This is a genomic window from Ligilactobacillus sp. Marseille-Q7487, assembly GCF_949152225.1.
GTDB lineage: Bacteria > Bacillota > Bacilli > Lactobacillales > Lactobacillaceae > Ligilactobacillus.
The window spans coordinates 991,524-1,003,982 of sequence record NZ_CASCJC010000001.1; the positions used below are offsets into that span (position 1 = coordinate 991,524).

Sequence of the window (12,459 nt, forward strand, 5' to 3'; positions counted from 1 at the left end):
ATAATCCCTCATCTCTAAATCATAAACGGTGGATACGATTCTATTTCACCACGAATTGTCTTTGCTAAAAGTTGTGCTTGAACATACGGTAATAACATTATCTTTATCTTTTCATCAATATACGGATGCGTAATCTCCGAAATATTTCTTTTTTGCCAATTTTCTAAAAAAACTTTTCGGCCTTTTTCGTTTAAAAAGACACTACCATTTTCCTTTATTTCAAAATGCTTTTCATTAACTTGTTTTCTGTTAATTAATGAAAAAACAAATCTATCCACCAAGTAAGATCTAAATTCTTCTATCAAATCCAACGCCATTCCAGCTCTTCCAGGCCTATCTGTATGAAAAAAACCAACATAACTATCTATTCCAACAGTTTCTAGTGCTGCTTGACATTGATTAGTTAACAACGAGTATCCAAAAGATAACATTGCGTTTACACAATCCATTGGAGGTCTTTTTGATCTTCCTTCAAAATAAAATATATCTTTATTGGCTAGGATACATTCATTAAACACACTGAAATAAGTATTTGCTGCATTTCCTTCGATTCCTCGAATACTATCTTTATCACTACTATTTTGAATTTGATAAATCATATTCAAAAGATTTTCTTCAGTATCATTAAAAACATTCTCATTAATAATCGCTCTATGATCCCTTTGAAATCTAATTAGATATTTTCTAGAATTAGAAATTTTCGCAGTTATACTATTTCGAACATAATCTATAGACCTAGCATCATCGTCAGCAATTCTATACTGTTCTCTTCTTAGCAAGACATTGCCATTTGTTTTTCCAATAAACCGTCCATAAAAATGTCCGTATGGTGACAAAAATGATAATGCTATATTAGTCTCATTGCACAATTGAATAGCAGATGGAGAGACTCCTAAGTAAGAAAAACAAACTATCCCTTCTAAAACCCGAAATGGAAAGCGTTTGATAACCTTACCATCTTCCTTGATTACAATATTATCTCGATCTCGAGTGATATAATAATTTTCTTGGGTAACGTATAAAGTATTTAATAGTTTTCTCACAATACTTCATCTCCCATAATAGCATTCTTAATATAGTTACTAGTGTTTTTGGATTTTTTACTGAGTCTAGGCATACAAACATCTACTAAAGAACAGGTTTGACAATTCCTAAAATATTCCGCTTTAGGTAACTTACCTGTACTATAAAAAATATGCATTTGTTTCGCATATGAGGTAACTTCCGCTCGTAAACTTTTGGTAATTTCAATTTCCTGTTTATTATTTGTACTATGATAATATAAATAACTTTTATCTATTTTACAACCTAATGTTTCTTCTAAACAAATCACTTCTGCAACTAGTTGAATTATGTCTCTATTATCTTTTTTAGGTTTCCCCCGTTTATATTCGACTATATACGGTTTCCACTTTCCACGCTTATGATTAACTTGAATTCCTTGCGAATCTTTATGGAATTCTACAGCATCCAAGATTCCGACTAATCCCAATTCCTTTGAGAAAACATGCATTGCTCTAGAAATAAAGATATCTTTTCTTTTCTCTTTTAGCAAAGGATTATCAACTTTTGTATGAATAAATTGTCCTTCAATAGTATACTCATTTTCCTGCCATTGCTGATTTATATGGATAAGCCCCCATTGACGTTTACAAAAATAAAAATGTTGAATCCCTGAAAGCATTAAATAGTCATCTTCTATCGACATGATTACTTACCTGTTAAATGTTCAAATGTTAATCCTTGTGCTTGATACTTAGCTAGTTTTTCTTCATCTAACTTAATTTGATAATCATTATATTCTACATTTGCCATATCTTTGGTATCTGTCCAAGTTAATAACTCGCGAATATTAGCACTTGAAACATTTCCTAATTTATTGCTATGTTCAAACCAGAATAAATCTTTGATTGCCATAGATCCCTCTGGCCGTGCTGATGAAGCGTCATTTTCAAATAACGTCAACAAAGCTTCTTTCAATACTGCTAAATCTTTATCATCAAATCCTGTTTTTTCGGAAAGATATGCATTTACTGATCCATAAACTACATAAACTTCTTGTTCAACAAAATGCTTGCTTCCCATCGTATCAGAAGAACGTCCAGATTCCTTTTTAGTTTCCATACCATTTGTACTACGTGTAATTTGCATAGTAGTTGTAGCAATTGGGCGTAAAGATCTCGCGATACTAATTGAAACTGGTCCTCTAATTCCAATTGACTTTTTCAAAAATGTAATAACTTGACCAAAAGTTCTTACATCTAGCCATTTCTCATTAGATTCCTTTTCGATTTTTTCATCACTATCTTTAGCAGTAAAACTAGCTTCAAAACGTTTTTGAAGAGACATAAAATCATCATCGATTCTATCACGAGATTTAACAAAAATATCATACCCCATGTCTTGCATCCGATTACGAATTTTACGTTTAATCGCAACATCACTAATTAATCCATACCCATTCGAATCAATTCGTGGCATATTGCCCGCTAATGGATCACCATTAGGGTTAGCATACTTCACATCAATAGTCATAATAAAATCAATCTTGTTATTAATCATTTTTATTCCTCACTTTCTTTTTTAGAAAAAATATAACCATTTTCTGCATAATATCCAAAAATAAAATTATAATCCAATGGATTGTTAACCTCTGATGATAAGTAATAATTGTCATTGATTTTTTGGATAATTTCAGACTGCTCTTTATCAAGTTTTATAAATAGAGGATAATTCGATTGTAATAAGCTTTTTTTGTAAAAAGAAGTTTTTTTAATCAATGTGTCCATAAAAATTGCTGGTTGATTAGTATACGAAGTCCAAAACTTTTGTGCATTTGTCAACCTTTTTTCATCTGCTCCAAATGTAGCAGCTTCAATTCTTTCAAAAACAGCTAACAATCGTCCATATAAATACGAACGATTTGTATATTCCCTATCTAACATAGGTGTTAATTCCTCCTTACCTTTATTGTGGAACAATCCTAACGTTACAGACTGTATTGTCATCCACGTTTTTTCATATTTTAATCGTTGGCGAATATTTTGATCAGCAGCTCTTAAAATATTATCTGGTACATTTTTGCCATCAATTAAACTAGTAATTAATTTCTCAAATTCAGCTTTAAAAAAGCTCTCGTTTCTTAACTCTAATCCTTTGTCTTCTTCAATTCCATAAGATACTAGAATCATTTGAGCCATTGACGGAATATATTTTTTAAATTGTTTTGTAGTTTTATCATAATATTCCCATTCATTGTCTGATTGCCACTTTTTTAAGTTATCAAATAATCTAGATACTTTTAATTCTCTGAAGTATTTTAAAGAAATTCTACCATTACTTGCTTTATCAATAATTGCAACATAATATGATGCATCATCAGAAAATTCTTGACGACCTTTTATAAAGGATTGTCCAACTAATTTGTTCTCCTCTGTAACTACATTTTTGGCATCATCATCTAATTCGTCTAAAAATGAATTAGATGGATATACATAATCTAATTGACTTTCATTAGAAATATCATCTGAGAACCAATTAATCATATATTGGCTTTCTTTTAGCCATTTCCGACTATTATTATTTTCTAACAGATACTTTAACATTAAGTGGATTTTTTCTGAGGTTTGATACCCTATAGAGATGATATCTTCCCCCTTATTAAATCTTCCCTTATAATTTTCCGTATTATTACTTACAGATATTAGTTTTGCATTTCCCATCAATCCACGATGCTTAGTAGTTAACTGTTGCATTGTTCCGCTGATATTGCAAACACCTTTTGGTAAATCAAGATGTTCAACGTATCTTACATACTCTTGATGCAAATCAACATTTTCTGTTATAGATACATCTTTAGCTCCATCAAACTCAATAATTTTAAATGTTAGAAAAACAGCATTAAAATCAACTCTTTTAGCTTTTCCATTTTCTGAATAACTTACTTTAAGACAATCTCTATCTATATTTTGATTAGGATATAATTTTGATAACAATAAATCGAAGAAATTTTCTTGAGTTAAAAAATCTTTTATCAAATCTACAAAGTTCTTTACTTCAGGATCTTTTATTGCTTTAAAAAATTTATTCGACTCTTCTAAATACATTTGATGTAATTGAACATTGTCATTCGTAAGATATGATAATTTATCAATCAACGGGTGACTCAAAGGAAATTTACCTGATCGAGCTATTGAATCTTGGCTAACCGGAAAAATAATTTGTTCATCCTTAGGCAAAAAACTAGCAGAAACTAACTTACCTTCTTTATCTAAACAAGCTTCCACTATATTAGTACCACTTGACCTTAAATTTGTATGGTACAGTGGTAACAGTACAGTTTTATCACCATCATGCTTATCAACTAACTCTTTTTCCTCACAGTATTCATACGCACGTAACAACGCACTCAAAAAATCCACATTAATCACCTCTTTTTATTTAAAAATTTTCATATTCTTCATACTCAGTTCCAACGTCTTTAAATTGACTGCTTTCTTTAAAAGAATATGTTGATAACTCATTTATAACTTCACAATCTTCTTGATTTTTAAAAACAATCGTACTGTCTTTCATAACAGTTTCCGTGTAACAGCTTTTTAGTTTTTCTTTAGAAGACTTAGGATATATAAATGAGTGAAACTGTAGACCAAATGAGATAGTTTGATTAAAATATGCACCTTGTGCATTATCGTAATCTTCTTTAGTGATTCCAGTTACTAAACCTACACATTCTCTAGTACCTAAAAATACATCTCTTCGTCCGCCACGTTGAATTGAACGTTCTGCTATCGCTTCATGTTTTTTCATATTACGATCTTGTTTAAGATCTTCACGAGTTAGGTTCCACTCAAAATGATATTTAACTAGGTACTTTACATCTCTTAAATAAGTAACATAGTTAAGATCAGCCCCCATGTTATTTAACAACATTCTACTCCCCATTGTTTCTGTTTGAATAGGGTTTATGACTTTAACTTCATCAATAATATTAACTATTGTAGGTTTATAATAAATCGCATCTACAATTCCATTTAGCGCTTGTCTCGAAGGCGCATTGCACGAGACGTTCTCGCCACCACCTTTAGTTGTAGGATTAGTAAACAATGCATAATCCCCTTCAAGACAGACATAGAAAAACTTCGACTTTTCATTATCCATCTTGCCACCTCCTTTCTGTGTTAAGTATAATAAGGAATGATGATGATGTCAACAATGTTTATCTAAAAAGTTGATTTTTTTTTAGCAACAGGTTATCATACAGATTATAATCACGATATTTCGTGTGGATTGAAGTTGTGTGAAGGATAATATTCCTTAAATTCAGTTGGTCGTGTCATATGGCACGACCTTTTTATAATACAAAAGTTGCTCCTTCTAAATTAATTCCTAAAGCGTTATCGTAATAGTCTTCAGGTAATATTTGAACACTATCATCTAGATACTTTAATGTAAAACGTGATAGTTTATTTCCTCTTACATTAACCGTATAGGGTTGTAATTGTTGTAAAATATTTCGAATATCTTTTAGGTATTCTGAATCATAATTACGTTCATATTTGTCAATCGTCACTATTAACTCTTCAATTTTTTCTTTAGCATCACCATAATAAATAATTACACCTGTCGATTCATCTTGAATCAAATCCATTTTATCAGCAGCAATTTTATATTTTTGATACATAAGCCACTTTCTAGGATTTCTTTTCGATAACAACTCATAAACACTTTCGTTATCTTTACCTAACGAATAGTCAAAATCTTTTTCGTTTGCATAGTATTTTTCAAAAAATTTATCATTTAAATCAGTAATATTAATTTCTCCATGCTTATCAATAATAATTTGACTGGTTTTATCCTTTTTGCTTTTAATTTCCTTTAAAAAATCTAAGTTTTCTTCTTGCGGATCAAGATTTAATAACAAAACATCTCCGTTAACTTTTTTACCTTCACGATTGCATCTTCCAGCAGATTGAACTATTGAATCGATACCTGCATATGATCTGATTACCATATCAAAATCAACATCGACGCCTGCTTCGATGAGTTGTGTGCTTACACAAATGATCGGCTCATTTTCAGAAAGTTTTTTCCTAATTTCATCAATAATATCTAATCTATGCTTAGGACACATGTTTGTTGATAAATGATAAATTTTCTTTTGACTATCTAAATTTTGCAATTCTTCATACATTTTTTTTACAGCATTTTTTGTATTTAATATTATTAAAATCGACTTATTCAAAACACCTTTAATCTGGGTAGCTGCTGTTGCTATATCTAAAATATTACTCTTCAAATTAAAATACTCTTCAAATTTGTAAATATTTGTACGTTTAAAGATATTGCTTTCTTCTTGACTTAAAGTCACCAACTCTGAACTTTCATTACCTTCTCCACCATAAACGACAGTATGCTTTAAGTATTTCGAATCAAATTTAGGTTGTGTAGCAGTGCATAATACAACTGTTGCATTCATAATATTTTTTAAGAAATTGACAGTTAAATTAAACAAAGTTGTAACTTGAACAGGTAGTGATTGTACTTCGTCTAAAATAATCACGGAATTAATTAAATTTGAAAATCGCCGCAAATTAGCTGATTTTCCTTTAAACAGGGTTTGAAAAAACTGAACCATTGTACTCAAGACAACTGGACTATCCCAAGTATCTAATAAATATTCCTTCATAATAGAAGTTTTAGTATCTTCTTCTTGTTGGTCAATCTCATTATTGCCATCATATTCAGAAACCATATTTGAATGATGCTCTAAAACACCATTTTCGCCTAGAATTCCTTTTATTTCTTTGGCATTTTGCTCTAAAACTGATAAATAAGGGGTAATATAAAAAAATCTTTGTTTTTCTTGATTAATTTGATGAATTCCATAACGCATACTCAATTTAGTTTTCCCTGCACCTGTTGGTAAATTCAATTTATAAATCCCAGTTGTATCATTTAAAGCTCGTTTGTTTAATCTATTAGCAATTGCCATACGTATCTTATTTAACTCTGTTTGCTTCTCTAAATTTTTCTCATATTGTTGATAGAGTAGCTCAATTTTTTCTAAATATTGATATTTTAAATCTAAAACTTCATTTTGAGTATAAGGAGTAATTTCAAATCTATACGCATTAATTGTATCTAAAATATCAGCATTTTTTAGCAACGATAGATACAATCTTTGAACTAGAGAAAAATAATAAAACATTTCGTCTGTGCTTTGTTTTAATTTATTTACTTTTTTAAAAATATTTTCAAAATCGTTGAACGCCGCAACTATTAACTCATCAATATTCTTAAATTGATTATTTACAATTAAACTTTTATCTATCTCCTTTACAAATGAATCAATATCTTCATAATTATAATTTGGATTTTTTATGTATTCTTGCATTCTACGGTACAGATTACTTTCCATATAAGCAGTCTTATTTGCCCCTGATAAAGGTATATCATAAATTCCATGATGCGCACTAATTGTATAGCAAACTAATTCTGTAAAAATTTTAACAATCCCTTTATCATAAGAATAAAATTCAAGAACTGTTGGAATTTTTTCAAATAAAAAATATGCGCCTGCCGAAGAATGATCAACTTTATCATTAGGCTTCTTCATTAATTTATTTTGAAAAGCTTGACTGGCTTTCCCTAAATCATGAAAAATACCAATTAAAAACAACACATTCTCTTGTCCAACAGTTTGTGCTTCCTTCGCTCCACTGCGTGCAACATTAAAAAGATGATCTAACAATAATTGCTTATCAGTTCCATTATAATGTGCATAAATCTTTTCTTTTTCCATTTATTTCACCTCAAAAATCTTATACTTTAATTATATCTCACTTAAATATAAAACGCTTTATTTATATCAAAAGAACTCCTCAATATATAAATAACAATTGAGAAGTTCTTTATTGATATATAACGCTTCATTTAATTATTTTTAACTTTTTTCATCAACTCTTTTTGTAATTGTTCATCCACAGCATACAAATATAATCCTTTGACACCTCGAGTTAGCAAAACATTTAATTCATGCTTTAAGAGCTCTGGACCAAAAGATATCATTTGAGAACCTTCTTTAGTTATAATTGAACGTCGTTGTGTTGCTTTTTTATTAGCACTCTTTGCTGGATCAAAGACAATTTTACCGTCACGATAAGTCACTGATGGTCCTAAAATAACACCTGCATAATTTAGATCAAAGCCTTGAATCGTATAGGTTGAACCAACTTCATTGATAGTTATCGCCTGTTCAGCCCAAGAATCTTCTTTATTACTATTTGGATCTTTTAATTGCAGATTCCAAGGTAATTTCCAATCACCAATTTGAACATATGATAACTCACCTTTTGCATTTGTATTGTATTCCCAATCAAAGGTCGCAACCATCCGTGACAATCCTGCTTGTTCTTGGTTTTTCTCAACTATCGCTTGATGCATCTTAGCTGGATCATCAAAGACTCTCAAATCATATTTATCATCTTTAGGTAAAGTTTTAATTGTACCATCATCAATCATCGTTCTAAGCCAATCAATTGTTGCTTCATTCGCATTCATACGCATTTGATTCATCAAGGTAAATTCTTGCACCGGATAATCATTGCCTAATGTTTGTAAAATATCTTCTTGCCAGATTTGTTCACGTGTTAAAATTTGTTTATCATCAAATACCGCAATAACTACTTTGGCCCGATCTAACAAATCAATTAATTGATTTTTACCGCGATATGATTGTTTCCCTTGTGTTAATAAAAGATGAGCTTCATCTACTAAAATTACATCAACTTTTTGTTTTGGACTATGCTTATTGATAAAGGATGTTGGTTTAGCAACCACTTCATCTTTTTTCTTTTCTAAATCTAACTTACTAGCAATCGTTTTATAAACCGTTAATTGTTCATTATGGTTAACCAAAAGATGCACATCTTTTGCTCTTTTCGCTAAATTATAAAATAAACTACTCATTAAAACTGTTTTGCCTGAACCTGCTTCGCCTCTAACTAAAATCAATTGTCCACTTTGTTTTTTAGCTATCGCTTTATCTACAAGTTCCAAAATTGCAGTTTGTGCCTTTTCTTGTTCCTTAGTCAAACTATGGAAAGGAGAGGCTTTAAAAATTGCCGAATTAACAATTTCTTGTTCTGAGATAAACAGATTTTGATTTTTTTCATGTAATTTTTTCCAAATCTTAGTAAAAATCAATGACATTTCATTTGAAGTATAGTATTTTTTTTGAGCATTAGTGCGTTTATTATGGATTTTTTCAACATTTGGCACACAAGATAAATACTGCATTATTTTATTTTCGATATCTAATGTCAAAGATTTATTAAAATGTTCATGTCCAATAACATACATCAGCGAAGTTTTAGAATTTCTAAAGTTATCCCAATAAATTTCATTCTTACTATCTTTAATTAAATGTTCATTGGTTCGTTGTATTATATCGTTGGTTTCACCAACATAAACTTTATATTTACTTCTTTTTTTCAATCGATCATCTTGAATAATATAGACAGTTGGATAATCGGTAATGTATTCGACATTTTCTTCACCAATTTCTTGTCTTACTTTTTCCTCTAAATCATACGTTGCTAAATCCGTATATGGTGTTTCATAAATCACCGGCGCACTAACTTGTTTTTCCATCTTTCCACCTCAAACATCATACTTGTAATTCTCGTTTTTTAAAGACCCAGATGCTACTTAAAAATAATACTATAGCCGCTAAAAATAAGCTAAGGCTTTCGGTATAAGCTGGAGTATTTGCCACTAATTTATTAGCATCAAACAGCGTAAAAACCGTAAAATAGCGTAAATTAGCCAACTTATCGCCCATGTTAGCTAGCATTTGAAGCACATACATCAAGGCACAAATTCCTGCACTAACCGTTAAGCATTGTTTAGTATCGTTGGCACTGACTGAACATAAAAAGCAAAAGGCTGCTAAACTTCCTTGCTCTAGATACTTAGCCATCAAGCCGTTAGCTCGAATAATGCTATAAACCATCGGAAAGACTAATAAAATAAAGCCATACAAATAAGAAATCATAAAATGCATCAGACTATCCGGTGTTCCTTGCATCCCAACGGCTGCCATCACTTCAGGCATCACTTTTTCAAATCACTACAAGGCTTGCGCTGTTTTTGGGTCGTACATCCCGATAATCAAGACGATATACATTGTTAAGATTGCCATAAAAATCACTAACAACTTAAGTGAACTGCGCATTTCTTTTTTAAATAATGCTAGATTCATTATTTAATTTCATAGTAGTCTAAAAAGATTTCTTCTAAATTAGCCCGATGCTTCAATAAAACTTTACATGGGTCATCTTTTGCAATTTGGCCACCAAAATCATGACTAAAAGCAGTCGCTAACTGTGGCGTTTCTAAGGTGACCATGTATGTTCGCTCGTGCTTTTGGCTCAGTTTTTCGGATGTTTCAGACGTAATCAAGCGCCCTTTACGTAAAATGCCAACTTGATCGGCTGTTTTTTCAACTTCTTCAAAAATATGACTAGCCATTAAAATCGTGGTCCCTTTATTTTTTTGTTCTTGAATCAATTCAATAAAACGTTGTTACATCAAAGGATCTAAACCGCTCGTTGGCTCATCTAACAACAAAATTTCTGGTTGATGCATGAAAGCGGCCACGATACCGACCTTTTGTTTCATTCCTTTACTCATTTTTTTAAGCTTAATCTTAGGATTTAATTCGAAGCGCTCTATTAATGAGTGCATCGTTTTTTTATCTTGCAACCCCCGATAATTAGCCAAAAAATCGAGATACTGCTGACCCGTCATATCATCAAAAAAGTTAATTTCTCCAGGAAGATAGCCTAGTTTCTCTTGAATCGCGCTCGCGGCTTGCCAACAATCTAAATTATTAATCCGACAAGTTCCTTGCTTGGAACGTAAAAAGCCCATCAAATGACGTAACAATGTCGATTTGCCCGCTCCATTTGGACCTAAGAGCGCATAAATCTGTCCAGCTTCAACTTTTAAAGAAACTTCAAATAAACCACGCTCGTTTCCATAATCACGCGTCAAATTAGTAACTTCAATCACGGCCATTTTGCATCTTTCCTTCACGTAAGTTTTAATTAAATTCTAATCGATATAACTAGCAAAAGCAAACGTTTGTATACAAAAAATCCCTAGGTCATAAAGTCCTAACTTTATTTCACCTAGAGATTTATAATCTATTTCTTTTCAGTCGTTAAACGCACGATTTCTAATAAGACATCAATAGCTTGTTGCATAACTTGCACAGACACGTATTCAAAACGTCCGTGCATGTTTTCACCACCAGCAAACAAATTAGGTGTTGGTAAGCCCATAAAGGAAATCTTAGAGCCATCAGTTCCCCCACGAACTGGATAAACTTCTGGCGTAATATCCAAGTTTTCCATCGCTTCTTTCGCTAAATCAACTACGGTCATATCTTTTTCGATAACTTCACGCATGTTATAGTATTGATCTTTCATTTCAATAACTACACGTTCTTCACCTAATTGTTGATTCATCTTAGCCGCAATGTCTAACATCAATTGTTTGCGTTCTTCAAATTTATTTCGATCATGATCACGAATAATATAGACCATTTCAGCTTCATCAACTGTTCCGTTAAAAGCAAAGAGATGGAAGAATCCTTCACGTCCTTCTGTTTTTTCTGGAACTTCAGCAGCTGGCAATTGATTTTGATAATCGATACCAAGCTGTAAAGCGTTGACCATTAAACCTTTAGCCGTTGCTGTATGCACACTTTTACCAATTAATTTAATCTTGGCTTGAGCCGCATTAAAAGTTTCGTATTCTAATTCACCAAGCGGGCCGCCATCAACGGTATAAGCAATATCTGCGCCAAATTGGTCAACTTCAAATTTATCAGCTCCGGTCCCAATTTCTTCATCCGGTCCAATACCAACTTGAATTTCGCCGTGTTTAATTTCAGGATGCTGAATCAAGTATTCAACCATGGTAATGATTTCTGCGACCCCTGCCTTGTCATCAGCACCAAGTAGCGTCGTGCCATCAGTCGTGATCAAAGTATGACCGGCATATTTTTTCAAGCTAGCAAATTCATTAGGGTCTAATTCATACCCACTTTGGCCTAATTTGATTGCAGAAACGCCATCATAATTTTCGATAACTTGTGGTTTAACATCTTTAGCATTAAAGTCAGCGGTATCCATATGGGCGATAAAACCAACTTTTTTAACATTAGTATCATCGTCTAAATTACTTGGTAAGGTCGCATAAACATAACCACAAACCGGTGAAATCCGCACGTTACTCAAACCAATTTCCTTTAATTCAGCCGCAATTTCTTTGGCAAAATCAACTTGACTTTGTGTTGATGGAATGGTTGTTGAACTTTCATCAGATCTAGTTTCAGTCTGTACATACTTTAAAAAACGTGGTACTAAATTTTCGTATTTAGTCATTTAA

At 31.7% G+C, this 12,459-nt stretch carries 12 protein-coding genes; all 12 read right to left on the reverse strand.

Translation table 11 applies throughout. The features are described from left to right. Window positions 1-14 precede the first annotated feature (14 nt). The gene (gene cas1c / locus QM017_RS04935; protein ID WP_282709034.1) at window positions 15-1,043 is read right to left on the reverse strand and encodes a type I-C CRISPR-associated endonuclease Cas1c; all 1,029 of its coding nucleotides are present in this window, start codon (window positions 1,041-1,043) and stop codon (window positions 15-17) included. Next, the gene (gene cas4, locus QM017_RS04940) at window positions 1,040-1,711 is read right to left on the reverse strand and encodes a CRISPR-associated protein Cas4 (RefSeq protein WP_282709563.1); all 672 of its coding nucleotides are present in this window, start codon (window positions 1,709-1,711) and stop codon (window positions 1,040-1,042) included. Before cas4 ends, cas1c begins: the two co-directional genes overlap by 4 nt. Continuing rightward, window positions 1,711-2,562: a type I-C CRISPR-associated protein Cas7/Csd2 gene (gene cas7c, locus QM017_RS04945; RefSeq protein ID WP_282709035.1), complete on the reverse strand. Its 852-nt coding sequence runs from the start codon at window positions 2,560-2,562 to the stop codon at window positions 1,711-1,713. The genes cas4 and cas7c overlap by 1 nt, the downstream gene beginning before the upstream one ends. Before the next feature lie 2 nt (window positions 2,563-2,564). Continuing rightward, a complete protein-coding gene (cas8c, locus tag QM017_RS04950; protein WP_282709036.1) occupies window positions 2,565-4,421 on the reverse strand; it encodes a type I-C CRISPR-associated protein Cas8c/Csd1 in 1,857 nt (618 codons plus the stop codon). 19 nt (window positions 4,422-4,440) lie between these two features. Beyond that, window positions 4,441-5,160, reverse strand: coding sequence for a type I-C CRISPR-associated protein Cas5c (gene cas5c / locus QM017_RS04955; RefSeq protein WP_282709037.1), 720 nt, complete (start codon window positions 5,158-5,160; stop codon window positions 4,441-4,443). Between the two features lie 193 nt (window positions 5,161-5,353). Continuing rightward, a complete protein-coding gene (gene cas3 / locus QM017_RS04960) occupies window positions 5,354-7,804 on the reverse strand; it encodes a CRISPR-associated helicase Cas3' (RefSeq protein ID WP_282709038.1) in 2,451 nt (816 codons plus the stop codon). A gap of 131 nt (window positions 7,805-7,935) precedes the next feature. After that, window positions 7,936-9,654 (reverse strand): DUF2075 domain-containing protein, encoded by a 1,719-nt coding sequence (locus tag QM017_RS04965; protein WP_282709039.1) that lies wholly within the window; start codon window positions 9,652-9,654, stop codon window positions 7,936-7,938. 16 nt (window positions 9,655-9,670) lie between these two features. After that, the gene (locus QM017_RS04970) at window positions 9,671-10,120 is read right to left on the reverse strand and encodes a hypothetical protein (RefSeq protein ID WP_282709040.1); all 450 of its coding nucleotides are present in this window, start codon (window positions 10,118-10,120) and stop codon (window positions 9,671-9,673) included. A 12-nt stretch (window positions 10,121-10,132) separates the two neighbouring features. Further along, complete coding sequence (locus tag QM017_RS04975; RefSeq protein WP_282709041.1) at window positions 10,133-10,264, reverse strand: hypothetical protein; 132 nt, start codon at window positions 10,262-10,264, stop codon at window positions 10,133-10,135. Beyond that, window positions 10,264-10,572 carry a hypothetical protein gene (locus tag QM017_RS04980; protein WP_282709042.1) on the reverse strand — a complete coding sequence of 103 codons (309 nt, stop codon included), beginning with the start codon at window positions 10,570-10,572 and terminating at the stop codon, window positions 10,264-10,266. Before QM017_RS04980 ends, QM017_RS04975 begins: the two co-directional genes overlap by 1 nt. A 15-nt stretch (window positions 10,573-10,587) precedes the next feature. Next, the gene (locus tag QM017_RS04985; RefSeq protein WP_282709043.1) at window positions 10,588-11,082 is read right to left on the reverse strand and encodes an ABC transporter ATP-binding protein; all 495 of its coding nucleotides are present in this window, start codon (window positions 11,080-11,082) and stop codon (window positions 10,588-10,590) included. A 128-nt stretch (window positions 11,083-11,210) separates the two neighbouring features. Next, complete coding sequence (pepT, locus tag QM017_RS04990; RefSeq protein WP_282709044.1) at window positions 11,211-12,455, reverse strand: peptidase T; 1,245 nt, start codon at window positions 12,453-12,455, stop codon at window positions 11,211-11,213. Window positions 12,456-12,459: the final 4 nt, after the last annotated feature.